Source organism: Bradyrhizobium sp., assembly GCF_049519115.1.
Lineage (GTDB): Bacteria > Pseudomonadota > Alphaproteobacteria > Rhizobiales > Xanthobacteraceae > Bradyrhizobium.
On record NZ_JBEKRB010000020.1, the window covers coordinates 38050 to 62017 of the forward strand.

At 59.8% G+C, this 23968-nt stretch carries 21 protein-coding genes and 3 pseudogenes; 10 read left to right on the forward strand and 14 right to left on the reverse strand.

What is annotated here, in order from left to right:
• Nucleotide 1: 1 nt before the first annotated feature.
• From ABSE61_RS17060 to ccoS, 3 genes and pseudogenes are all read left to right on the forward strand, one after another.
• The gene (locus ABSE61_RS17060) at nucleotides 2-502 is read left to right on the forward strand and encodes a FixH family protein (protein ID WP_423872299.1); all 501 of its coding nucleotides are present in this window, start codon (nucleotides 2-4) and stop codon (nucleotides 500-502) included.
• An 11-nt stretch (nucleotides 503-513) separates the two neighbouring features.
• Entirely contained in the window at nucleotides 514-2706 is a 2193-nt protein-coding gene (locus tag ABSE61_RS17065; RefSeq protein WP_423872300.1) for a heavy metal translocating P-type ATPase, read from the forward strand.
• Nucleotides 2706-2849 (forward strand): annotated as a pseudogene (gene ccoS, locus ABSE61_RS17070) (cbb3-type cytochrome oxidase assembly protein CcoS); the annotation flags it as partial. The gene ABSE61_RS17065 and the pseudogene ccoS, both read left to right, overlap by 1 nt.
• Before the next feature lie 158 nt (nucleotides 2850-3007).
• Here ccoS and ABSE61_RS17075 read toward each other — a convergent pair.
• A complete protein-coding gene (locus ABSE61_RS17075) occupies nucleotides 3008-3253 on the reverse strand; it encodes a hypothetical protein (protein ID WP_423872301.1) in 246 nt (81 codons plus the stop codon).
• A 234-nt stretch (nucleotides 3254-3487) separates the two neighbouring features.
• On the opposite strand from ABSE61_RS17075, the gene ABSE61_RS17080 reads away from it, so the two are divergent.
• A complete protein-coding gene (locus tag ABSE61_RS17080) occupies nucleotides 3488-4156 on the forward strand; it encodes a helix-turn-helix domain-containing protein (RefSeq protein ID WP_423872302.1) in 669 nt (222 codons plus the stop codon).
• Nucleotides 4157-4234: 78 nt separating this feature from the next.
• Here the strand turns inward: ABSE61_RS17080 and ABSE61_RS17085 are convergent, their stop codons facing one another.
• From ABSE61_RS17085 to ABSE61_RS17095, 3 genes are all read right to left on the reverse strand, one after another.
• On the reverse strand, nucleotides 4235-4426 hold the full coding sequence (locus ABSE61_RS17085) for a hypothetical protein (RefSeq protein WP_423872303.1): 192 nt from the start codon (nucleotides 4424-4426) through the stop codon (nucleotides 4235-4237).
• Between the two features lie 68 nt (nucleotides 4427-4494).
• Nucleotides 4495-4662: a hypothetical protein gene (locus tag ABSE61_RS17090; protein WP_423872304.1), complete on the reverse strand. Its 168-nt coding sequence runs from the start codon at nucleotides 4660-4662 to the stop codon at nucleotides 4495-4497.
• Between the two features lie 263 nt (nucleotides 4663-4925).
• Nucleotides 4926-5648, reverse strand: a complete 723-nt coding sequence (locus tag ABSE61_RS17095) for a CBS domain-containing protein (protein ID WP_423872305.1) — start codon at nucleotides 5646-5648, stop codon at nucleotides 4926-4928.
• A gap of 667 nt (nucleotides 5649-6315) precedes the next feature.
• Between ABSE61_RS17095 and ABSE61_RS17100 the strand changes: the two genes are divergently transcribed.
• Nucleotides 6316-7587: an MFS transporter gene (locus ABSE61_RS17100; RefSeq protein WP_423872307.1), complete on the forward strand. Its 1272-nt coding sequence runs from the start codon at nucleotides 6316-6318 to the stop codon at nucleotides 7585-7587.
• A 286-nt stretch (nucleotides 7588-7873) separates the two neighbouring features.
• Nucleotides 7874-8694 (forward strand): annotated as a pseudogene (locus ABSE61_RS17105) (Bug family tripartite tricarboxylate transporter substrate binding protein).
• 152 nt (nucleotides 8695-8846) lie between these two features.
• Here the strand turns inward: ABSE61_RS17105 and ABSE61_RS17110 are convergent.
• A complete protein-coding gene (locus tag ABSE61_RS17110) occupies nucleotides 8847-11930 on the reverse strand; it encodes an AAA family ATPase (protein ID WP_423872350.1) in 3084 nt (1027 codons plus the stop codon).
• Between the two features lie 111 nt (nucleotides 11931-12041).
• Nucleotides 12042-12167 (reverse strand): annotated as a pseudogene (locus tag ABSE61_RS17115) (double zinc ribbon domain-containing protein); the annotation flags it as partial.
• A 447-nt stretch (nucleotides 12168-12614) separates the two neighbouring features.
• Between ABSE61_RS17115 and ABSE61_RS17120 the strand changes: the two are divergent.
• Nucleotides 12615-13724, forward strand: a complete 1110-nt coding sequence (locus ABSE61_RS17120; protein WP_423872308.1) for a hypothetical protein — start codon at nucleotides 12615-12617, stop codon at nucleotides 13722-13724.
• A 26-nt stretch (nucleotides 13725-13750) separates the two neighbouring features.
• Here the strand turns inward: ABSE61_RS17120 and ABSE61_RS17125 are convergent, their stop codons facing one another.
• The 4 genes from ABSE61_RS17125 to ABSE61_RS17140 all read right to left on the reverse strand — a co-directional run bounded on the left by ABSE61_RS17125 (nucleotide 13751) and on the right by ABSE61_RS17140 (nucleotide 17430).
• Complete coding sequence (locus ABSE61_RS17125; RefSeq protein ID WP_423872309.1) at nucleotides 13751-14575, reverse strand: TfuA-like protein; 825 nt, start codon at nucleotides 14573-14575, stop codon at nucleotides 13751-13753.
• Nucleotides 14506-15771: a YcaO-like family protein gene (locus ABSE61_RS17130; RefSeq protein WP_423872310.1), complete on the reverse strand. Its 1266-nt coding sequence runs from the start codon at nucleotides 15769-15771 to the stop codon at nucleotides 14506-14508. Before ABSE61_RS17130 ends, ABSE61_RS17125 begins: the two co-directional genes overlap by 70 nt.
• Nucleotides 15772-15810: 39 nt before the next feature.
• A complete protein-coding gene (locus tag ABSE61_RS17135; protein WP_423872311.1) occupies nucleotides 15811-16227 on the reverse strand; it encodes a hypothetical protein in 417 nt (138 codons plus the stop codon).
• A gap of 114 nt (nucleotides 16228-16341) precedes the next feature.
• The gene (locus ABSE61_RS17140) at nucleotides 16342-17430 is read right to left on the reverse strand and encodes a mandelate racemase/muconate lactonizing enzyme family protein (RefSeq protein WP_423872312.1); all 1089 of its coding nucleotides are present in this window, start codon (nucleotides 17428-17430) and stop codon (nucleotides 16342-16344) included.
• A gap of 122 nt (nucleotides 17431-17552) precedes the next feature.
• On the opposite strand from ABSE61_RS17140, the gene ABSE61_RS17145 reads away from it, so the two are divergent.
• A complete protein-coding gene (locus tag ABSE61_RS17145; RefSeq protein WP_423872313.1) occupies nucleotides 17553-18596 on the forward strand; it encodes an ABC transporter substrate-binding protein in 1044 nt (347 codons plus the stop codon).
• Nucleotides 18597-18630: 34 nt separating this feature from the next.
• Here the strand turns inward: ABSE61_RS17145 and ABSE61_RS17150 are convergent, their stop codons facing one another.
• The 4 genes from ABSE61_RS17150 to ABSE61_RS17165 form a co-directional block, all read right to left on the reverse strand.
• On the reverse strand, nucleotides 18631-19737 hold the full coding sequence (locus tag ABSE61_RS17150; RefSeq protein ID WP_423872314.1) for an ABC transporter ATP-binding protein: 1107 nt from the start codon (nucleotides 19735-19737) through the stop codon (nucleotides 18631-18633).
• A 9-nt stretch (nucleotides 19738-19746) separates the two neighbouring features.
• Nucleotides 19747-20568: an ABC transporter permease gene (locus ABSE61_RS17155; protein ID WP_423872315.1), complete on the reverse strand. Its 822-nt coding sequence runs from the start codon at nucleotides 20566-20568 to the stop codon at nucleotides 19747-19749.
• Nucleotide 20569: 1 nt separating this feature from the next.
• Nucleotides 20570-21421, reverse strand: coding sequence for an ABC transporter permease (locus tag ABSE61_RS17160; RefSeq protein WP_423872316.1), 852 nt, complete (start codon nucleotides 21419-21421; stop codon nucleotides 20570-20572).
• Nucleotides 21422-21605: 184 nt separating this feature from the next.
• Nucleotides 21606-22619, reverse strand: coding sequence for an ABC transporter substrate-binding protein (locus ABSE61_RS17165; protein ID WP_423872317.1), 1014 nt, complete (start codon nucleotides 22617-22619; stop codon nucleotides 21606-21608).
• A gap of 196 nt (nucleotides 22620-22815) precedes the next feature.
• On the opposite strand from ABSE61_RS17165, the gene ABSE61_RS17170 reads away from it, so the two are divergent.
• Together ABSE61_RS17170 and ABSE61_RS17175 are read left to right on the forward strand one after the other, a co-directional pair.
• A complete protein-coding gene (locus ABSE61_RS17170) occupies nucleotides 22816-23334 on the forward strand; it encodes a thiamine pyrophosphate-binding protein (protein WP_423872351.1) in 519 nt (172 codons plus the stop codon).
• The gene (locus ABSE61_RS17175) at nucleotides 23328-23963 is read left to right on the forward strand and encodes a thiamine pyrophosphate-dependent enzyme (protein ID WP_423872318.1); all 636 of its coding nucleotides are present in this window, start codon (nucleotides 23328-23330) and stop codon (nucleotides 23961-23963) included. The genes ABSE61_RS17170 and ABSE61_RS17175 overlap by 7 nt, the downstream gene beginning before the upstream one ends.
• Nucleotides 23964-23968: the final 5 nt, after the last annotated feature.

The window sequence follows — 23968 nt, forward strand, 5'->3', positions numbered from 1 at the left end:
CATGTCGACGACGATACCACCCGCACGACCGATCACCGGGCGATTTGTCCTGATCGCGGTCGTGTCTTTTTTCCTGGTCGTTATCGGCGTCAACGTGGTGATGATGCGGCTTGCCATCAGTACCTTGCCGGGCACCGAGGTTGACAGCGCCTATAGCGCAGGCCTTGCGTACCAGAAGGAAATCCGGGCGGCTCTTGAGCAGAATGCGCGAGGCTGGAAAGTCGATGCCCATGTCGATCGCAAGCCTGATGGCGATGCGATTCTGGTCCTTCACGCGAACGATGCAGGTGGGTCGCCTCTTACCGGTTTGGCATTTGCAGGTCATTTCGAGCGCCCCACGGATCGTCGTGCCGATCAGCCTCTTCAGGTTACCGAGAGCGGCGAGGGGAACTATCGCGGAACGGCGACGGGTTTGGCTCCGGGCCAGTGGGATCTGGTGATTGAAGCCGACGCCGATGGCAAGCGCCTGTTCCTGTCGCACAACCGCATCGTCCTGAACTGAGGACCAACGTCATGCAATCCGTGCTCGATTTTTCGCATTACTTGAAGAACACCGGTGAGGGTCTCGTGCATCTCGACCTGGCCGTCGACGGGATCAGCTGCGCCGGCTGTATGGCCAAGATCGAGCGCAACCTGTCGAAGATCCCGGACGTAACATCGGCTCGGGTCAACTTGACCGATCGCCGCCTAGCGCTGGAATGGAAGGCAGGAGCAATCGATCCGTCCGTATTCGTCGATCGTCTCGCCGAGCTCGGCTACAAGGCCTATCCGTTCGAACGGGCAGGCACCGAGACCCGGGAAGCGGAACGGGCAAGCTCCCTGTTGCGCCGTCTCGGCGTCGCGGCTTTTGCCGCGATGAATGTGATGATGCTGTCGGTTCCGGTGTGGTCAGGCATCGCAGGCGACCTGCTCCCGGAGCAGCGCGACTTCTTTCACTGGCTGTCAGCGCTGATCGTGCTGCCCGCCGCGGCCTATTCGGCCCAGCCGTTCTTTTCCTCGGCCTGGACGGCACTGCGCGCCCGCAGCGTCAATATGGATGTACCGATCAGCGTTGGTATCACGCTCGCGCTGGCCATGTCGCTGTTCGAGACCGCCTCGCATGCCGAACACGCCTATTTTGATGCCGCGATCATGCTGATCGCCTTCCTTTTGGCAGGACGATACCTCGACCAGAATATGCGGAGAAAGACCCGCGCTTTCGCCGGTAATCTGGCCGCATTGAAAGCGGAGACGGCGACGAAATTCATCGATGATGGGGAGATTGTCACCGTTCCTGTTGCGGCCATCCAGCCGGGGGACATTGTCCTGCTGCGGCCCGGCGAGCGCGCCGCGGTCGATGGCAACGTGATCAGCGGGCGATCCGAGATAGACCAGAGCCTGATCACCGGCGAGACGCTGCCAAAGACCGTTACTGTCGGCAGTCCGGTCTATGCTGGCACGCTTGTCAGAACCGGTGTGCTGCGTGTGCGGGTCTCGGCGGCCTCCGAGGAAACGCTGCTTTCGGAAATCTCCCGCTTGCTTGAAAACGCGCAACAGGCGCGCTCTCGTTATGTTCGTCTGGCGGAAAGAGCCTCGCGGCTCTATGCGCCGGTCGTGCACGCCGCCGCACTGTTGACGATGATTGGCTGGCTGATCGCGGGCGCGAGTTTGCATGACGCGGTCGTAACTGCCATCGCTGTGCTCATCATCACCTGTCCATGCGCGCTCGGCCTTGCCATTCCGGCGGCCCAGACCGTGGCCTCCGGCGCGTTGTTCGGCTCCGGCGTGCTGCTTAATTCCGGCGATGCGATCGAACGCTTGGCAGCGATCGACCATGTCATCTTCGACAAGACCGGTACGCTTACCTTGCCGGAACTGGATGTCACGAATGCCGAGACAATTCCGTCCGGTATTTTCGCTCTGGCCGGCCGTGTGGCGCTGTCGAGCCGTCATCCCGTCGCGGCCGCCGTCGCGCGGGCGGCAAAGGCGACCTCGCCGCTGGCCGGGTTTCAGGAAGAGCCGGGGCAGGGCGTGCACGGCGTCGTGGACGGATCGGAGGTCAGGCTCGGACGGCCATCCTATTGTGGCGCGGAGGATGCGGCCAACGCGATTCTCAGCCGCGACCCCGAAGCGTCGGTAGTGGCCTTCCGTCACGGTTCATCCTGTCATGTCTTCGCGGTGAGGCAGCGTTTGCGCCTTGATGCCAAAACCGTGGTCTGGGAACTCCAGAGACGGGGTATCGGCGTCGAGATCGTGTCGGGCGATCGGGAGCCCGCCGTGCGGGCGGCAGCAGAGTCGCTCGGAATCTGCGAATGGCGAGCCGAAGTGACACCGGTCGACAAGATCGCCCGCATCGAGGAACTCTCCCGCCGAGGTCTCAAGGTATTGATGGTCGGCGACGGTCTCAACGACGCGCCGGCGCTGGCGGCGGCCCATGCTTCGATATCGCCCATCTCGGCCACACATATGAGCCAGTCCGTGGCGGATGCGGTGTTCCTCGGGGAAGAACTCGCCCCGGTACAAGCCGCTATAACCATTTCCCGCAAGGCGCTGCGTCTGATGCGTCAGAACCTGTGGCTTGCTGTCATTTACAACGCTCTCGCAGTGCCGGTCGCAATCGCCGGTCTGGTGACGCCGTTGATCGCCGCCGCTGCCATGTCCGGATCATCTCTATTGGTCATCCTCAACGCGTTGCGCGCGCGAAGCGGCGCGAAGGGAGCAGCTTGATGGAAGTTATGATCATCCTTGTCCCGCTCGCGCTCGCGCTCGGCGCCGCAGGTCTCGCCGGCTTCCTCTGGTCTTTGAAAAATGGGCAATATGACGATCTGGATGGGGCTGCGTGGCGCGCTATCCTTGATGAGGAGCCGCCGGCTTCATCGGATGGCGAACAGAATGATCAAAAGAGCGATCACGATCCCGGCCCAGGCCAGTACCAGCGTCCGGTCGATGCGCTTGTGCCGCGAACCGAGCCGTGATTCTGACAGCAGCGCGATCATCCCTCTGATCGGTCCACGCATCGGATGCCTCCTTAGCAGCAACTGACGGGGAAGATCATCGGCCAGCGGAAGCGCCAATGCGTCGCGGTCACGTTGACGGGCCTCAACGTCTCCGCATCCAGCCAGTCATCTCTATGACGAAGGCAGAACCCGCAGATCGGATGGATCTCGCCGTCGATGACGGCGAGATCAAGCTCGCGATCGGACGGGGCCGTTTTGATGTCTCGCCACTGCGAGGGTTCGAAAAGCCGGGACAAGATTGCGGCGAGTTTTTTCATGGCCGTGAACTTGAATCTCGGTGTGGAGCCGTTGGATATTTTCGCCGAAAACGGCCGATGCGGTTTGACCTAGCTCAACGGGTGCACGTCACTTCGCTGTTTCAGCTGAAAACCGCTTTCCTTCCGTAGTTTTACGGGGCCTCGGGGTTTTTACTTAGGGGAGCAACCTGAATTTTCGAAAGGATCGGAAATCGGCAGGGTCCGGACATCAACGATCGAAACCGGAGTTTTGCCATGCTGACCGCCGTCGCAACCGCCAAGTCCTCGATCTACGCCCGCCCGGCCGCCTCGGCCCCCTCAATGGAGGGTCCGCTGGGCCTGATAGGCGCCCCGATGCGATTTGTCCGCAACAACGAAATTTACGGCGAGCATGAGCCCGCCGAGTATCTTTACCAGGTCATCTCCGGCGCGGTGCGAACATATCGCATGTTGGATGACGGCCGCCGCCAGATCAGTGCCTTCTATCTGCCCGGGGATATCTTCGGCGTAGAGGCCGGCGAAATCCATTTGTGTTCGGCTGAGGCGCTTTGCGACGCCCAGATCCTGGTCGCCAAGCGCAGTGCGGTGATGGCGCGCGCCGAGCATGAAAAGAGCCTGGCTCGGCAGCTCTGGATGCTGACGATGCGCGAACTCCAGCGGGTGCAGGAGCATTCGCTGGCTCTCATCAAAAGCGCCGAAGAGCGCGTGGCCGGCTTCCTGCTCGAGATGGCCGGCCGCAATTCGGTCGGTGCCACGGTCGAGCTGCCGATGTCGCGCCAGGATATTGCGGATTATCTTGGATTGACGATCGAGACGGTGTCGCGGACCTTCACCCAGTTCGCGCATTCCGGTACGATTGCACTGGAAACTTCCCGGCGGATCCAGCTTCGCAACCGCCCCGCGCTTAATCGGCTGAACGCCTGAGGATAGACTCATATCTTCAAGAAAAAAGCTGCGCGATCGGATCCGATGATGCCGCTTTTTTAAAAGCCGAAATCCTCGCTACTCGTTATTTTTCGATCCGAGTATTTTGCCGTGAAAATCGACGAAATGGACTCCCGCACAGGCGAGGCAGGAGACCGGTTCATAGCGCGTATCGCCGACTCCCGGCACCTCTTCCGCAGTGAGTAGTCCCTGGACCTTTTGACCTGTTCGGGTACAGTCAAATAGAACGGGACGCCAGCGCTCGGCCATTTATTTATTCCAACGCGATTGCGCCGAGAGTTGGCGCTTCTCTAGGCGTCTCAGAAACTCTGAAATGATCAAGCCGCCTTGCGATAAGGCGGTTCAGTGTCGGTTGTCGCCTGCTTGGTTGCGGCCCTGCTACGGAGCCATTGGCTCGTCGTATGATCGGCCCAGGCGACCGCGAAGGCGAAGATTAGAAACATGGCGCACACGCCGATCGATACCAGAAGAGAGTCCACGGGCATTTGGTTCTCCAATTGATCGTTATAGTCCAGCATCAATTAAAACGGCGGCGGGCCGTTTGATCTGGATCAAAATGGTGATCTTGGCCGTTTCGGCCACAACGCGACTAGAGCAACGGCAGCAACCATCAGAATGATCGCAATCATGGTTTGGATCACGTCGAAGTTCAGGACGTCGCGGGATACAAACAGGGCCGCAATCGGCGCCGCGAGTGCGAAAAAAATCCGAACGATCCAAGCGAGCATGTGTGTATCTCACTGACGATTTATTGCGCGGCATCCATGTCTTCCGGCGACTCCACATAGAAGCCGGAATAAGTATCGACGAAACAGAGGTGATCGTGCACCTCCTTGACGCCCGAGGTATTTTGAGCGGCCACGATTGTCGCTTGCCGCGCCTCGTCGGTCGTGATGATGCCGTGCAGGTGGACCACCCCTTTGCGGACGGTCACCTCGAAGCCGATTGGGCGCCAGTCGGTGGCGTTGACGATACGGATGATGCGATTGCGAATGTGGTCGTCGTCCGCCGTCGGGTCCGGAATTTCGTTGGCGATGCTGGCGACAGCCTGTAGCAGGTTGGATCTGGTTACGATTCCCTTGATCGTGTTGCCGCTCATGACCGGCAGCCGCTTGATCCCTTTCTTCTCCATCAGTCTGACCAGGTCTTCGAGCGGCGTCTCTTCGTCCACCGTCACCGGATCCTCGGTCATGACGTCCTCGATCCTGCGCCCGCGTTCATGAACGAAATCCGTGGCCGCTCGTCCGGGGCCAATCAGGAATTGAAGCCAGGCAGGCCGTTTGCGGCCGGTGCCGATTTCGCTGCGGCGGAGGAAATCGCTTTCAGAAACGATTCCCACCAGCTTGCCCGTATCGTCCAGTACCGGCAGGCCGCTGATATGGGTCCGCAACATGATCTTGGCGGCGTCCTCGATCGAAGTCTGAGGCGTAACGGTAATGACGTCTTTGGTCATGATGTGATGGGCGCGCATGGCAACCTCCGTGGAATTCGATGCTTTCAATATTGCAGCCGTTTCCGGATCGCGCTTTGAGCTAGCTCAATTGCGGCGAGGGCAGACAGCTCGTGATTCCAGGGTCTTCAAGAACGCCATGAAGTCGCGGATCTCATCGCCATCTCTGTTCGGGAGCGACGTGATCGACGGTTCCTCTGACGGTCGTGATCCTCCTGATCGCCTCCAGAAAGTCGGCGATGGGTGCGTTCACATCGAGCCGGCCCATTCTGGTTCTCGGCTGGATCGGGACTGCGATCATGGGGCTGGCGGCGATCCTGATGCTGGTTCCGGGCAGATGAACGTTTCAGGATGTCCTTGATCTCGACCGCGGCGTTCGCGGGCCGAGAGGTATCTGCCGTCGGTATATCCATAAAATGCTAATAAAAACAACTATATATATCGGTATCTAAGCGCCGGCCCCTGGCACCGTGCTCCCTCCGCGTATTGGCGGGCGCCGCAACTCGCAGGGCCAAAGCTGATCCCAGTGCCCGCATGCGCGGGAATGTGGCGATAGAACTTACCGTAGCCTGAGCCGACGCGAGACGGCGTTAAACCGCGTGTCAAGCCGTCGAAATAACGCAGAGCCACAATAGATAGTTGTCAGCGTCCGGCGGACCTCACCCTTCTTCCCTTCCGAATGAATGTCATGACCGAACAAACCTTGATTGAGCCGATCGATGAGCGGCAACAGTTGTCCCGCCGCTTTTCGCGCTACCAGTCAACCCTCGTCGTGCTGCTGGCGCTTGTCCAGTTCACGATCATCATCGATTTCATGATCATGTCGCCACTCGGCGCCATCATCATGCCGGCGCTCGATATTTCCGCCGCACAGTTCGGCGTGGCAGTCTCGGCTTACGCATTCAGCGCGGGAATTTCCGGTATCCTGGCGGCCGGCTTTGCCGATCGGTTCGATCGCAAGCGGCTGCTTTTGTTTTTTTATGTCGGCTTCACCCTTGGAACGGCGCTCTGCGCGATCGCTCCCAACTATCATGTGCTGCTCGTGGGGCGTATCGTCACCGGTCTGTTCGGCGGCGTGATCGGCTCCGTCGTGCTCGCTATCGTCACCGATCTATTTGCGCTGCAATTGCGCGGCCGCGTCATGGGCTTTGTGCAAACCGCCTTTGCCGCAAGCCAGGTGCTTGGCATCCCGGCCGGTCTTTTTCTTTCCAACCATTGGAATTGGCACGTCGCGTTCGGCGCGTTGGTTGGCCTGTCGATCGCCGGGATGGCCGCTGTGCTGTTTTTGATGAAACCGGTGAACGGCCATCTCTTGCTGAAGCAGGACAAAAACGCGTTCCGGCATCTGATCGCAACGGTCGCACAGCCGCGCTATTGGATGGCATTCGCGGTGACGACGCTGCTGGCGACCGGCGGCTACATGCTGATGCCGTTTGGCAGCGCCTATACCGTGCATAATCTCGGCATCGACATCGTTCATCTGCCGACGATCTATCTCGTCTCCGGCCTGTTTAGCATTTTCATCGGACCGCTGGTGGGGCGCTTGAGCGATACTTTTGGCAAATTCCCCACCTTCGCCTTCGGCAGCGCCATGTCCATCATCATGGTACTGATCTACACGCATCTCGGTCAGGTGAGTTTGACGATCGCGATCCTGGTCAACGTCCTGATGTTCGTTGGCATCTTTTCGCGCATGATCCCGTCGCAGGCTTTGATTTCCGCAATCCCCGAGCCCGCACAACGCGGATCCTTCAGCGCGGTCGGCGCTTCCCTGCAACAACTCTCCGGCGGGCTAGGCTCCGTGCTCGCCGCCGCCCTCATCGCGCAAAATGCCGACGGTTCGCTCCGGCATTTCGACCGGCTGGGATACGTCGTCGTTGCGACGGCGGTGATTTCCCTGATCGTGATGTATTTTGTACAAAGGCCGATCGCGGCCCAGGCCGGCAAACGCGTTGTCTAAGGCACCGGCAGGCGGCCAGTCGCCTCGCGCAAGCCATACGGCCGACGATCAAGTGTAAGGTCTGTGTCGATTATGGCGTAGCGCATTTTGCGCTATGGTGGGCTGATGCCGTCAGGCATCACAGGGGGAGACGATTATGAAGTCAGTGATAGCCGTGATCGCGGCTGCTCTCTTGTCCGCGCACGCCGCAGCGGGCGAGAGCTTCCCGAACCGGGCGATCACGCTCGTCGTCGCGGCAGCGGCGGGGGGAACGACGGACGTGCTGGCCCGCATCGTGGCAAGGCGCATGAGCGAAGACCTCGGCCAGTCTGTCGTCGTCGAGAACGTGACCGGCGGCGGCGCCACCGTCGGGACCCGCCGCGTGGTCCGCTCGGATGCCGACGGCTACACGCTGATCTTCGGCAATATGGGCTCGCTGGCCGCGAATTTCTGGCTGTTCCCGAATATCGGCTTCGATCCGCGCCAGGATCTCGCACCGGTCGGTCTTGTCGCGATCGTGCCCATGGTTCTGTCCGTGAGCAAGAAGAGCGGCATACGCGATATGGCCGGTTTGATCGCGGCGCTGAAGGCGAAGCTTGGGGCCCTCAATTTCGGCCATGCGGGCCCGGGCACGACCAGCCATCTTGCCGCGATCACTTTCCTGCATGTGACGGGCACGCAGGCCCACGACATTCCCTACCGGGGTCCGGTCCCGCGATCAACGATCTTGTCGGCGGTACGATCGACGCCGTGCTCGACCAGACCGTCACTATGATTCCGATGCATACCGGCGGCAGTGTTACGGCGATTGCGACCTCAAGCGCCAGTCGCGTTTCCCAAATTCCTGATGTGCCGACTTTCGCCGAGGCTGGCGTACCCGCTTTCGACCTGACGGTCTGGAACGCAATCGCCGCACCCGCCGCGACCCCGCAGGCAGTCCTCGAACGCCTTGAATCCTCGCTCAAGACCGCGCTCGCCGATCCGGACCTGCGGTATCGTTTTGCCGACCTCGCGGCGGATATGCCCCGACCTGACCAGCTCGGAGCAGAGCCGCTGCGGCGGCTGATCGCATCCGATATCGAACGCTTCGGCCCAATCATCAAGGCCGTCGGAGTGAAGGTGGAGTAGCAGCTCGCCGGCGCAATCTTCCGCCACGCCGGTGCGGGCACCATGGCCGCAGCAGGCGGATCGGCCACCCCGGCCATATCGCGACGCGCGGCGGCGTGGACGGTGCGGGTCAGCAAGAAAGTTTGAGCCCCGCTGTGACGCCGCCCTCGGCACTAGCTTAGCTCGTCGAGCAACGCCCGCGCGTCCTTCAGGTCCGAAGTATCGAAACCTTCGGTAAACCGGTTGTAGACCTTCGAAACAAGATTGTGCGCCTCGCTATAACGATTCTGATCCCGCCAAAGTCGACCAAGGTTTGTCGCCGCACGGAGTTCGAAAGAGAGTGCGCCTTGTTGCTCAGAAGTCTCGATAGCCTGCAATAGACGCACTTCGGCTTCCGCGATCCGGTCGCCGCCTCGATTCCCGAGGCACATGCCCAACAGACGATGTACCTCCGCCTCGAATAGGCGATTCCCACTGCTCGTGATGCGATCGAGGTTTTCCTGCAGAACTTGCTGCGCGCGATCGAGCTCACCAGCTTTCAGGAGAGCTTCCGCAAACACCAGAAGCTCGTACTCAAAATAGAAACGCCGGGCCGACTGGCGCGTGGCGGCCACCGCAACCGCCATCTGACGCAAGCCCTCAACGGCCTCGCCGGACTCGAAAAATGTCCAGCCCAAAAGAAGCGGGCACATGAAGAACATGTTGCTTCCCTGCTCACGTCCGATGCGTATGGTCAGCTCCGACAGTTCACGACACGGCCCGGGTGCGCGAAGGAGTTGCTGGAGTGTGGCCGACCACCACGCCGCGTGCTGCAGGCTGGGGGGATGTCCGAGCCGATGCCCCAATTCGAGCGCCGCATTCGCCATTTGTGCAGCCTGATCCGGAAAGCCGGAGATCCATAGGGTTACGGCATTATGAGCATAGGCGCACACGCCGGTATCGTGACCCCCATAATCGTAAGTGTGAGTGTGATGTCGCTCGGCGTCATACAGCGCGATGCCACGCTGCGTGTCAGCAAGCACGATCGAATTGAGGCCCATCACGTGGGAATTCGCCCAGCGCGAGTGATATGCCTCAAGCATGAGATCGGGATCGGCCAGCCGCTTGGCTACATCGACAAGCTCGTTGGCTATTCCAAGCGCGTGCTCGGTCTGCCCGATGATTAGATTTGCGTACCAGCTTCCCCACATGGCTCTGAAGAGCTTCTTGTCGTCGCCAAGCCCTCGTCCGAGTGCGACGGCACGTTCGTAATGTTTGGCAATTTCGGGGCCCAGCGAACGAAAACCGCGCGCCGTGATCAGGGCAGTCCCCAGACCAAGCCTGATATCGAGCTCCTGTTGCCATCGGTCCGTCGCATCAGGCAACCCTTCCAGAATACTCAAGGCGCTGGAAAAGTGCTTTACGGCTTCACTCCCGGCGGAGCGGCGCAAAGCAAGTTCGCCTGCGCGTTGCCAGTGGATTGTGGCGGTCCTCTTCAGACCAGCTTCGGTCCGGTGACGCGCCACCACTTCTGGTTGGCTCTCGGCTATTTCTGGAAATACTTCCTCGATCGCCTGCGCGATGCGCGCATGGAGAGCCCGGCGCGGGCCGCGGAGCAGGGTGCTATAGGCAGCATCCCGCAATAGCCCATGCTTAAATAGAAAATTTGAACGCGGCGATTCGCCACGCTGGAAAACAAGGCCGGCTTCAACCAGGCCGTCGAGAGTATCATGGAGCACCTGCTCGGGTCGTTCGGCGACAATAGCCGTCAGTTCGTACGAAAACTCTCGGCCGATCGTCGCCCCGATCTGGGCAATCTCCCTGGCTATCGGCCCGATCCTATCGAGTCTCGCTATTAGCGATGCGTGTAATGTTGGTGGAACTAGGAGTGGCGGGCGCGGCGCCTTTGATCCCGACTGCTGCAGCGGTTCGGCATCCACGACCGTCTTTGTTACCTCCTCAAGAAAGAGGGGTACGCCATCACCTCGCTCGACTATTTCTCCGATTAAATCACTTGGCAAAGACACAGTGTTTGCGGCGAGTTGCTGCCGAACCAATGTCTCGCTATCCGCTCGACTGAGACGATTCAGATTCAACACGGTGACGTGCGGCTCACCCGCCCACGGAACCGTAAACTCCGGGCGGAAGGTTGCGACCAAGAGCACGGGAAGACGATCAATCCGTCGGATGAAGAGATCAAGCAACTCTTGCGTCGTCGGATCGATCCAGTGCAGGTCTTCGAAGGTCATCAGCACGGGCTTCGATTGCGCCAAGCTGATGAACTGCCGCTGTAGCGCTTCGAAAACTTCTTCCTTCCAGCGCCGAGGGTTCCGTTCGACATTTGTGTCGCCCCCCGTCGGTAACAATAACAACTCGGCGAGCAGTGCGACGTCACGCAAGGCCGCAGAAGTTTCAGCCATTAGTGCTTTCAGCTTGTCGAGCTTCACCCCAGGTGAATCCTCGCGCCCGAATCCCGCCGCGCGCTCGAGTAAATTTATAATGGGGAAGAGGGCGCTGTGTTGGTGGTGTGGCGAGCAGAAATAATGGAGATCGGTGTACGGTTCCCCACCCAGAAAATCTCTGAGCGCTACAGTCAGGCGCGACTTGCCGATGCCCGGTTCGCCAGAGACGAACAGCACGCGTCCTTCGCCACCTTTTGCTTGCGTCCATCTCCGAAGCAAAAGATCAAGTTCCTCCTCGCGGTCGACGATGGGCGTCGCGGCCGAACGCAGCGCCTCGAAACGGCTCCTGAACCGATTCTCGCCCAGCACGCGCCAGGCACGTTGAGGCTCGGAAAATCCTTTCAAGTCTTTGAGCCCAAGGTCCTCCAACCCGAAAACGGATCCGATCAACCGTCGAGTGCCATCGTCGATCACGATCGAGTTCGGTCCCGCCATCGCCTGAAGTCGGGAGGCGAGATTGGGGCCTTCGCCTAAAACCTCAGTATCATTGGCAGTCCCCGACCGGATAAGATCACCCACGATCATCAGTCCAGTGGCAATGCCGACCCGCACCTGAAGCCTTTCCCGGCTTTCCAGGAGCCCGATCCCCTCGACTACAGCCAAGCTCGCTCGCACGGCCTGTTCCGGGTCATTTTCATTCGCGCTGGGGTAACCGAAGTAAACAAGGACGCCATCGCCAACACGGCGAGAGACAAATCCGCCGAATCGAGTCACGATCTCAGCAACGGCCTTCTGGTAAGTGCCGATCAACTCATGAAAGTCTTCGACATCAAGGTGGACCGAGAGCGCCGTTGAGCCGACGAGATCACAGAACATCACTGTCAAGTGGCAACGTTCAGCAAACGTGGCGCGTGACACGGCTGGAGCAAGACCAGGACTGACTATAATGCCGCTCGTCGCATGAGGGAGGCTCGCGCCGCACTTGGCACAAAATTTCGAGCCAAGTGGTTCGCTGTTGCCACAAGACGGACAACTGAGCGCCAATGCTGAGCCACACTGACTACAGAATCTTGCGGACTCTGAAGACTCCACACCACAGTTTGGGCACTCCATCCCGCACCCTTATGAGCTCAACAACTTAAAATCTAGCACGGTCACCACTCAGCGCCTACCCATGGAACGGCGCAGGTCGATCTGACCAATCTTAACCTGCCACGAGAACATTATTGTTGTCATTCCAAAGGACATATATCTCCTGAGAGCGATTTTCAGGCATGGGCGACGGCGCACTCGCTCCCCTTCAGGCAGTAGCGGCCTTCGCGGTTTTCTATAGCCCCCGGGACAAAAGGCGACTTCCGTCGATGGTAGCGGTTGAAAGAAATTGGACTTGTGTTCGCACGGGGCTTGGCTGTTGAATAGGGTTTTGGCGTGGGGCATCCAAGCACACGGTCTGGTGGTTTTGGGGATTAAGAGTCTTCGCCGTCCGAAGCTCTCTCCCGCCGGCCGGACAAATTTGAGCAGTTGGAAGTATCCCGCCAGCTATGGAATGGAGTGGTGCCTATGAGGGCGACCGCGTTGATCCCATTGGTTTTTCTTGCGGTAGCTTGCAGCGCAAAGGCCGCGCCGCCGTCCTACCCAGTGTATCCAACCACCCCGCCCGAAACTCACTTCCAGGGGACATGTGTCAGTGATCCTGACGGAACGAAATTCGCGGAAAAAGCGTGTTACACCGCTTTTTATCCGGGCAGATCTGGTTTTTTCCCTTTTTACCGGCCGCCGACCTGCGACAAATCTACGCCGGTGGTTCAAGCCCAAAAAGATGTTCTGGCGAGGACCTACAACCGGGCGCCGGACTACATGAAGAGCAGGCTTTGTCGACTGACGCAGTTGTTTGTGACTCGCTCTCCGTCATGGGGTCCCATGGGTTGGGGGTTTTGGGAGGGGCCGGATCGGCTGCCCGGTAGCAAGAGCGTTTACGTCGCCATTTCCGATCGGGAGCTGACAACCAAAAAATCGTTTGTGGACGTCGAGAACCAGACCATCAGAGATCTTTTGCGATATTCGGACGGAGATCGTGACAAGGGACGGAGCCTGGTACAGCTAAAAACCGGAGCCGCTCCGGATCCGGAGTTGACGGTTCTGGCCGAACTCGCCCACGAACTGGGTCACGCGCTGGTTGCTGACGCCAATATGGATGGCATCAAGCGTTATCATCCGCGACGGAGAGTGAGTGGTCCGCCCAGGAACAAGTGCTTTGAAGACGCTTTTATCGATGCTTCGTGGGACGAGGAACGATTTAATCGACATTTGCAGCGATGGGTCGACTTCGGGAACCAGTATTACAACAGGCCAAAAAATCCGGACCTCAAATTCAGCCTGGAACGTCTGAGGCACGATGTAGGACGAGGAAAGTTCGACGCTGCAAATCGCGCGATCAGAGACGTGTATTCCAGCAAAGAATTCGTCAGCTTCGCCGCCGCAATTAACGCATTGGAAGACGTCGCCGAAACGTACAAGTATAAGGTGCTAGCTGATGCAATGGCGAATCAGAAAGTTGGATTCGACTTGGGCGGTCGAGACATCAAGGTATTCGACATTCTCGATTCCGGAATTCTCGAGAAGAAGGTGAAATGCTTGCGCGATATCGGGTTCCTGTCGGACCAGCCTTGAGTGATATAGAGGAGTCAAGGTGCCGGTCATCGGATGTCCATGCCGGCCGGGTCATCCGCCGTCTCGATTCGCCGCCGAGCTTCCTCCCAAGCGAACGTGTGAGAAAATTCGTAGGACACCTTCAGCGGGATCACGCCGCTGGAGATATGCGCCGTGATTGCTTGGAGCATCTCGCTCGCATCGATGCGCTTTTGATCGACTTGCCCCCCGGGGAGCCAGCTCGCGAAGCGACGAATGACCTGTGGCGCGAGGCCTTGTTCGGTCGCTGCCTTCAGGATCGCCTCGTACGTCCTGTTCTTGTAGAACAGTAACTTGGCAATCGAAACAAGCCTCGCCGCGAACGCGGGCTCTACGATGCCCAGCTGTAGCGCACGATCGATCGTGGCGCGCACATTGACCATGGCGTCGGTGATCTGCACGTAGCCGATCTCCGCCGGCCCGTGTAGCAATGCGACTTCGTCGTCATCCGTCAATTGGCCGGTTTGGAATTGCCGGTAGATATGACCGACGCCCTTCATCCCGAAGTCTGAGAGCTCTGCGGCCCGCAGCGCTCCAATACTCGCCGAGCCGTAGACATGGATACCTTGGGCCATAGCCCAAAGGATTTCCTTATGCCAGACCGTCGGCGCGATTTCGAAGTAGCCATCGATGACGCCAATAATCGCTGGGCCCGACAAGGCTGCCGAATATAGATCACCTTGGCGCACCGGCGATCGCCACTCAATTCCCGCAATCGGCGGGGTGGGCGGCGGCATCGATGGACCTGCAAAGATAACGGCAATCATTCGCTGCGACCGTTTGCTTGCCGCGCTCGAGGACCAGCGACATAGTTGGAGTGATTGCGATCCCATTCGAGACCCGGAATAACCACTCTGACTACGGGAATGCCAAATTCCGGACGCGTGAGGTCCACCGCTACGACGCGTTGAATCCCGATCGCGCGCAATCGCTCCAGCTCCCATCGCAGGTCAACCGCGACATCATCCGTAGTGTGGCTGGGAACGTCACGAAATGAGCGTGACTTGCTGGCTTGCGAAACGGCGTCGAGCAGGGCTGCGCCCAATTTCTGTTCTGCCGATTCGGTGTAATCAGAAGGCGGGAGATCATCGCGAATGCCCGCGATATAGGTGAGCCTGATCTGCGCCGCCTCAGTCAGCGCTCGAGCAAGGGCAACGCCACGATCGGGATGGCAACCAGATCCTCGAAATCTCCGCAGTCCGTTGTCGGCATCGTCGGCTGAAGCCGGAATGTCACAAAGGAACGCCGGGATTCCAATATCAGACGTCACGTCCCAAAGGCGCGGCGATATTTGCGCGGCCTGGTAAAATTCCAGCAGCGTGCGGCAATCTCCGTCGTCTATCGACCCCGCATCGAGACGGCAAAATGAGCGCTCGCGGACATTTCGAGCATGCCACACGGCGACGGCGTCGCGCTCGACGAGCTCACAAATCGCCGAGCTGACAGCTTCGACGAGATGATTGCCAGAGGCTAATCCGTTGGAGCCAGAAAGGAAGTGATATTGCTCGATATTATAACGAGTTGGCAGAGTATAGTCGGTATGCACAACATCCCAAGGAACCCAGCAGGTCTCGCGCGCGAGAAGATCGTACCCCTCTATCCATCTTATTGTGGTTCGGTCGAGCGACGAAATCTCGCCGTCGGAGAGCGAACCGGGGCGCACCACGCTGGCGTTCGCCGATAACTCCAGAAAACTCGCGTCCACGGCGCGTCCGGTGAGTTCTTCTGCGTGGAATAACTCGATCGCCTCCATCAAAGCGGATGCGAGCGCCTGGGAAAGACCGAGTCCCTTGCCTTGCGAAACCGAAACCGAGCGCGAATTCGGGCGGATAGCGACGGTGACCGGAATTCCGATTCGATCGAGCCCTGTCACATTCCCCAGACGGGTGATGCCAATTTGCCGTGCCCTGGGCGCGATCCGATCCAGCGTGTCATCCGGCGAAATTGTCCGGTGAGTGCCCCGCTTAAATACCTTCAGAACCGGACTATCGAGCCCTTCGGCAAGGCCGATAATGTTTGAATCCTGCACGGATTAAAGCTCGATAGGTAAATTGTGGCCGCAACGGAATCATTTTCCATTATCGGAGTCGGGCGGTTTCTTTTCTTTGGATTTCCACCCCCATCCGGATGCGCCGCCGCCACCGCTTGCGACAATCGTGGAGCCGATCGGAACAGAAACCGACTGCCCCATGCCGCCCGCATCCCGCAAGAGTTTTCTCAGATCTATCGCTTCGGGAGTATCTCCTAAGCGCAATTCTTCGAACGCGCTTCCACTTTGGGAAAAATAAATATTTTCGCCGTCAAGCCGGAGCACTACTTCGTCCGATCTCGAAAGCAGTCGCCCAGACAGATCTGGTACTAACTCGAGCGGCCGGGGTTTCGGCTGATCCGCTCGGGCGCCGCTGATCAGCGCTCCGCCACTCAGCAGCAATGCTCCCCATGCCGGGAGATGCGACCAGATGTTCCTCAGCTTCGCACGCGACATGAGATCCCTCGCACGGGTAAAAATACAGGATGAACAATAGAGCACACACTGGTCTAGCCGAGTCAAGTGGGACAAGTTCCCACGGAGTTCGGTTGAGATGTGAGACCGTGATACCTAGTCGCCGCCGTATTTCTCGAACAGGTCCGGTGCAAATTTCAGTCCGAGCCCGGGTCCGCTGGGCACGGCGATTTCGCCGTTAACCGGCATCGGCGGGTCGTCGAACAGGCGCCGGGTCCACGGCATATATTCGACGACGAGCCCGTTCGGTATCGCAGCGACCAGGTGCACGTGGATTTCCGGCAGCAGATGACTGGCCACAGGCTTGTTGAAGGCCTCCGCCATGCCGGCCACCTTCATCCATTGCGTGACGCCGCCGACCCGCAGCAAATCGATCATGGTGATGTCGATCGCGTGGTGCGACATCGCCTGCCGGTGCGGCTCGATGCCCCAGAGATATTCGCCGGCGCAGATCGGCGTCGCGAGCGCATCGGCGATCTTGGCGTGCCCCTGGTAGTCGTCGCAGGTGGTCGGATCTTCCAGCCATCCCAGCCCCAGTTCTTCAACGCGGCGGCCGATCGAAATCGCTTCCGCGACGCTCCAGCGCTGGTTGATGTCCACCATCAGATTGACATCCGGCCCGACCGCGTCGCGGACCAGGCGAATGCGCTCGATCTCCTGGGCGGGCGTGAACCCTTCCACCGCCATCTGGGTCTTGACCCGCCGGTAACCCTTCTCGACCAGCGCGAAGGCTGCGCGTTGTAGCTTGTCGTTTGGCGTGGTGCGCGTCAGCGCGCCGCTGGCATAGGCCGGGACCTTGTCGCGCGAGCCGCCGAGCAACTGCGCGAGCGGAACACCGAACGCCTTGCCGCGGATATCCCACAATGCGGTGTCGATCGCCGAAATCGCCAGCATCGCTATGCCGGAACCGCATGAAACCGACGCGGCGCGCAATTTGGCCGTCACGTGTTCGGTGCGTAGCGGGTCGTCACCTTTGATCAGCTCACCAAAATCCTCGATCGCGGCCCCAAGCGCGCGCACCAGCTTGCCGCCGAAGGTGGTGACGCCGATACCTTCGATGCCCTGGTCGGTCCGGATCCGTACCGTGAAGAATTCGCGCAGCATTCCAGGCATGTATGGTGCGCCGACCAGCGGCTCTTCCAGCGGCAGGCGGACGAAGTTGATCTTGATCTGTTCGATTTTCATGTTGGCATCACTCCCGTCGCGCTCATTATTGTTTTTTGCGCCTAACGCGACCATCATGGAGCTAAGGCGCCAGCACGCGAATGCTGCAACGATAAGAACCGCGACCAAATCGGGAGGTCAAGATGCCCCAAAGCAAGGGTGACCGGCTTTTGAGCCGCCGACGTGCCGTTGCGACCATGGCGGGTGGGATCAGCCTGATGGCCGCGCCCGCGATCGTTGCCGCGCAAACGCCACTCGCGGTCATCATCGTCCAGCAACGCGGCTTGATGTATCTGCCCGTGGACATGATGGTCACCGGCGGCGTGCTTCAGCAGGAGGCCACCAAGCTCGGTCTCGGCAAGGTCGAGGCCACCGCGAGAGCATTGAGCGGTCCGGCGGCGATCACGGATGCCTTGTTGTCGGGTTCGGCTCAGTATGGCGCTGCCGCGCTGCCATCGCTGCTGACGCTCTGGGACAAGACCCATGGCACGCCCAATGAGGTCAGGGCTGTCGGCACGATGTCGAACGGCGCGATGGTGCTTTACACCATCAATCCCAACGTCAAGACGATTGCGGATTTCACCGAGAAGGATCGTATCGCGGTGCCCTCGGTGCGCATCTCATTCAACGCCATGATGCTGGAAATGGCGGCGGAGAAATTATGGAAAGACCCGCATCGCCTCGACCATCTGACGGTCGGGCTCGGCCACGCGGATGCGGTCGCGGCACTGTCGGCAGGCTACGGTTCGGCGACCGTGACGGCGCATATCGCGGTGCAGCCTTTCACCGACCGTGGCCTGAAGTTACCGGGCGCGCATGTCGTTGCCGACAGCCGCGAGGTATTCGGCGGTCCGCTGACGCAAGTCAGTTTGCTTGCCACGAAGCAGACGAGGGACAAGAACCCAACTCTGTTCAAGGCCGTCGGCAATGCGCTGGAGACCTCGATCAAGATGTGCAACGCGGACAAGGATGCTGCCGCCGTGCTCTGGAAGAAGGCCCAGAATGCGTCGGAGAGCATCGACGAATTACGCGCGCTCCTTGATGATCCCGGCTTCGAGTTCACGTCGCAGCCGCATCGTATCGCCACCTTCGCCGCATTTCTCAATCGCATCGGCACCATGAAAACAAAGGTCGGCGACTGGAAAGAACTGTTCTGGGAGACCGCCTACGATCAGCAGGGCGATTGATCGAAGAGATTCGACCCTTCCAAGCGAGGGTGCACTACGCCGCGGGAAACGCCGCGCAGCCCTCGGTGTCGATCGATATCCCGACCTCCGCGCCGGCCGGCCATTGCGTCATCGCCTGATCACCAACTGAGCGCACCAGCAAAAGGCCATCGCTGCAGGCGCGGCACGCGATCTGAAGATCGACGTGCCCGCCATGATAGGTTTGCGCCACGATCTGGCCGGCTATCGTGCCGGGCTCATCAGACACACTGATGCGAAGGCGCTCAGGCCGGACAAACACATCAACCGTCGCGGAAGGCCGTGCGCCGGCGAGATGTTCGCCCCATACCTTGATTTGCGCACCGCCCAACGCGATCACGGCCTCAAGGCCGGCGGCACCGAGGAGTTCGCCGCGCAAGCAGTTGGTGTCGCCGACAAAGGACGCCACGAAGCGGTCGCTTGGCCGGCGATAGATTTCGAGTGGCGCGCCGAGCTGGCGAATCTTTCCTTCCGACATCACGGCCATCCGGTCGGAAAGGCTCAGCGCCTCGCTCTGGTCGTGGGTAACGAAGATCGTCGTCAGGCCGAGCTTGCGCTGAATCTCCCGGAGCTCGATCTGCATCGACGCGCGCAGATTCTTGTCGAGCGCCGAAAACGGCTCGTCGAGCAGCAGGACAGTAGGATTGATGACGAGCGCGCGCGCCAGCGCCACGCGCTGCTGCTGGCCGCCCGATAGCTGGCGCGGCTTGCGATCTTCCATTCCCGTCAGCTTGACGAGCGCCAGCGCTTCCGCCACGCGCTGCCGGATGTCATGCCGCGGAACACGGCGCGTCTTCAGGCCGTAGGCGATGTTCTCGGCAACGCTCATGTGCGGAAACAACGCGTAGTTCTGAAACATCATGCCGATTTCACGCTTGTAGGTCGGGACGTCGTTGACGCATTTTCCGTCGATCGCGACAGCCCCGCTATCGGGCGCCAGAAAACCGGCCGCGAGCTTGAGCAGCGTGGTCTTGCCGCAGCCGGACGGGCCGAGCAACGTCATGAATTCGCCCCGGCCGATCGCCAGCGATACGTTGTCGAGTGCCTTCACGTTGCCGAAATTCTTGGTGACAGCTTCGAACGTAACCGCTGCATCCTCCATCGTCGGGGCCGATTTCGTCATATCGCTCCGTCAGTGGCTTTGTTCGATGTTGAGCACCTTGCCGAGACCGAGAAAGCGGTTGGCGAAGGCGATAAGAATGGCGGTGGCTACGATATACATGACCGACAGCGCCGCCATCGAGGGATCGGCGAACTCGCGGACATAATTGTACATCGCGACCGGCAAGGTCTGCGTCCGCTGCGAAGTCACAAACAGCGACGCCGTGAATTCGTTGAACGAGAGGATCGCGGCAAACAGCCAGCCACTGACAAGTCCCGGCAGCAGCAGCGGCACGGTAATCGTCAACAGCACGCGGAGCGGCGTCGCACCAAGGCTCGCGGCCGCCAACTCGTAACTCGAATCGAGATTCCTCAGCGACACGTAGACGCTGCGAAGCACGAACGGCAGCACCAGCACGACATGGCAGGCGACGACGACCGCAAAGCCGCGGCTCCATCCGATTCCGGCGGCGAGGATCAGAAAGCCGAGGCCAACGGTGAAATGCGGGATCACCAACGGCGACACCAGTATGCCCTCGATCACTCGCTTGAGCGCGAATTGATAGCGGTCGATCACGAAGGTAAACATCGCGCCGATCACGAGCGCGATCGAGGAACTCCAGGCGGTGACGATGAGGCCATTCTGAAATCCGGTGCGGAAATCCGGATAGGCCAACGCCCGCTCGAACCATCGCCACGACCAGGCCTGCGGCGGAAACGACAGGATGGCTTTATCATTGAAGGCGGCGATCGTGACGACGGCGGCCGGCAGGATTAGGAAACCCAAAATGAGAATAACCACGAGCCAGCCGGTGTAACCGAGCATCCGCTGATAGGTCGAACGTGGCGTCATCCTAATGCGCCCCTATGTTCTTGAAAGGGCGCGATGCGAGGTTAAGGATCGACAGAACCGCGATGGTCAGCGCCAGACCCGCAACGCAGAGCGAGGCTGCAAACGGGAAATTGAAACTCGACAGGCCGAGCTGATAGACCAGATTGGAGACCATGTTGACGCGGCCGCCGCCGATCATTTGCGGCGTGGCGAAGGCCGAGAACGTCCAGGCAAACGCCGTGGTAACGCCGGCAATCACGCCCGGCATCGACAGCGGCAAGGTGACGGTGAGAAAGGTGCGGATAGGGCCGGCGCCGAGGCTTTCCGCCGCGCGCTGATAGTCGCGGTCGATATGCGACAGGCCGGCGGCGAGCATGATCACCATCACCGGCAGTGTCACATGCACGAGCGCGACCACGACGCCCGAGGTCGTGAACATGAACTGGATCGGCTGTTCGATCAGGCCGAGCCCCCGCAGCATCGAATTGATAAAGCCGTTATTACCGAGCACGATGATCCACGAATAGGTACGCACCACTTCGCCGAGAAATAGCGGCGTAACGATGATGACAAGCATCGCCGATTTGATCCATGGCCGCTCGATATGTACCAGCGTATAGGCGAGGGGATAGCCGACCAGCAACGTGACGATCGCCGTCAGCGCGCAGATCAACACCGTGTCTAGGAACACGCGGGCGTAAAGCGGCTTGAGCAGGTCCATAAAATTGACCAGCGTGAAGCCGCCGGGATCGAGCGAACCTGGAATATAGGCGCGGAGGCTGTATTGCAGCACAGCCGCCATGGCCGCGACGAAGCCGAGCGCGCAAAGCGCGGCCGGCATCGTGAAGATGCGAAAGAAAGGCCGCTGGTTCATGATGGCTTTAGTGGATTGAATTTGACATTCGCAAACCCGGAGCCCAGCAGTCGAACTGCGAATGTCAAATCCAAAACTCCACTAAAATCTATGTTCGCTAGTGGTCCTTTGATTCTAACATTTGCAAAAGTGCCTGCCATGACGGGATGCAAATGTTAGAATCGGACCACTAGGTTTTGCCCGGTCAGTTCATGATGTTTTCGGCAAACCATTTACGCCATTCGGCGGTTTTTTCGGCCCGCAATTTGGCGTCGATATTGATTTGCTGCTTCCACTGGTCGGCGGTGGTGAAGACGCCCGGCAGCTTCGCGATCTCCGGATCGAGCTTGGCGTTGAGCACGGCCGGGCTGCCCTTTTTCAGCTTGGCGATCTCGGCCTGGATTTCCGGATCGTACAGCGTATTGATGAACTTGTAGGCGAGATCGGCCTTCTTCGATCCCTTCATGATCGCAACCGTGTCGATCCCGAGCACCGCGCCTTCCTTGGGGATCGCGAGCGTAATCGGCACGCCTTGCCCGATCATGTAATAGGCGTTCATCGAGAGCACGATTTGCAGCGGCGTCTCGCCGCTCGCCAGCAACTGCTGGCTGTTGGCGTCGTTGGTGTAGAACGCCTTGAAATTCGGCTTCAGCGCCTTGAGCTTGTCTTCGCCTTTTTCCCAGTGCGCGGCATCCGCACCGGACAGCATCGCCGCGACCACGATGATATGGCTCGGGTCGAAATCGGGCGCTGCGAGCTTCGCCTTCAGTTCCGGCTTCCAGAGGTCGTTCCAGCTCTCGAACTTGACGTCTTTCAGCAAATCGGCGCGATAGCCGATGGTGTAGACATAGGCCCAGGCGCCGAGATGATAGGGGCTGATCCGGGCTTCGTCGGCCAGGTTCTTGGCGTTGGGAATTCTGGAGGTGTCGAGCGTCTCGAACAGGCCGTCATTGGCGTAGAGCCATCCGACATGCGAGGTCGTGAAGGTGATGTCGCTCTCGGGATTGCCCTTGGCGAGTTTTTCCTTGTTGAGCCGGTCGATGGTGCCGCCGGTGACAAACTCGACCGGCACGCCGGTCTCGGCGGTGAACTTCTTGGCTACCGTTTCGGCGATCAGGTCGCGCCAGCTGCCGCCCCAGATGCTGACGACGAGCTTATCCTGTGCGTGCACGGGGACGGTAAGAAGAAGGGCAAAAACGGCTAGCCAGAAACGACGCATGTCAAATCCCTCTCGCGACGCGTTTTCAGCGTCGTCAGATACATCCCGGCACCGGCAATTGTGCACCATTGCGCGGCAGCCGACAACGGGCGCTGACCGGCATGCGTTATCGACAAGCAAGCCCACCGCCGTTAAGTTCACCGCAAAGGCGGTCGATTCAACTCGTTTACCGGGTAGGAGACATGGTTTGAGCGGTGTGCTTGCAACACAGGCCGATGCACATCGGCCATCCGACGTGCTGAACACCCTGAAACGGCTTGGTTTCGGCGCGGTGGTGTCGGTGCCGGATGGCTGGCTTGGCAAGATCCTGGTTCGAATCGAGCATGAGCCGACGATGCGCCTGGTTCGGGCCACCCATGAAGAGGAGGCGCTGGCGATCGCCTGCGGCATCCGGCTTGGCGGCATCCGCACCGCGCTTCTGGTTCAAAATGCCGGCGTGCTCAGCATGGGCGCCGGCATGGTGTCGCTGGCGCAACGCTATCAGTTTCCGCTACTGATGCTGGTGTCTTACCGCGGCACGGCGGACGATCCGGTATTTTATCACGTGCCAAAGGGCCGGGCGACCGAACCGGTGCTTCGCGGCATCGGGCTCAACTATGCCGTGGTCGACCGCCATCGCCCGATCGGCCCTCAGGTCGAGCATGCCGCGACCTATGCGGAAGAGGCCTCGTGTCCGTTTGCGCTGTTGCTGTCGCGGGAAGATATTCAATGGTGAGCGCTGCGATCACGCGCCCGACCCGGGCGGACTATTATCGGGTATTGGCCGACAATCTGCCGCCGCAGGCGCTTGTCGTGACCTCGCTCGGCAACGCGTCTTATCTCTGGGCCAAGCTGCATGAGGCGCCGGAAAACTTTTATTTCGAAGACGCGATGGGCCTGGCGCTGCCGCTTGCGCTGGGCCTGTCGATTGCCCAGCCCAGCCGGCCGGTAATCGTAGTCGAGGGCGACGGTGCGTTATTGATGCATATGGGGGCGCTGGTCACGGTCGGCGCCGTCAATCCCGCCAATCTCACCGTGCTCATTATTCAAAACGGCGTCCATGCCGCGTCCGGCGGTCAGGCGTTGACCAATGCGGGACTGGATCTGGCGCAACTCGCCCGCGCATCCGGCATTGCCTCGAGCGAGAACATCACAAAACCGGAAGCGCTCGCCGACAAGATGCGCGGCGGCATCGCGCGTAACGGCGCCGAATGCCTGGCGCTTGCGACCGAGCCGGATCTGGACGTCGTTCGGCCGCCGTTCGCGCTCAATCCCGTGGTGACCAAGCACCGGTTTCAGGCCGCGATCGGCGCGCCGCGTTATGTCCATGCCCTGTTTGGTGGCGGCAAGCTCGAAGGCAAATAAAGCCT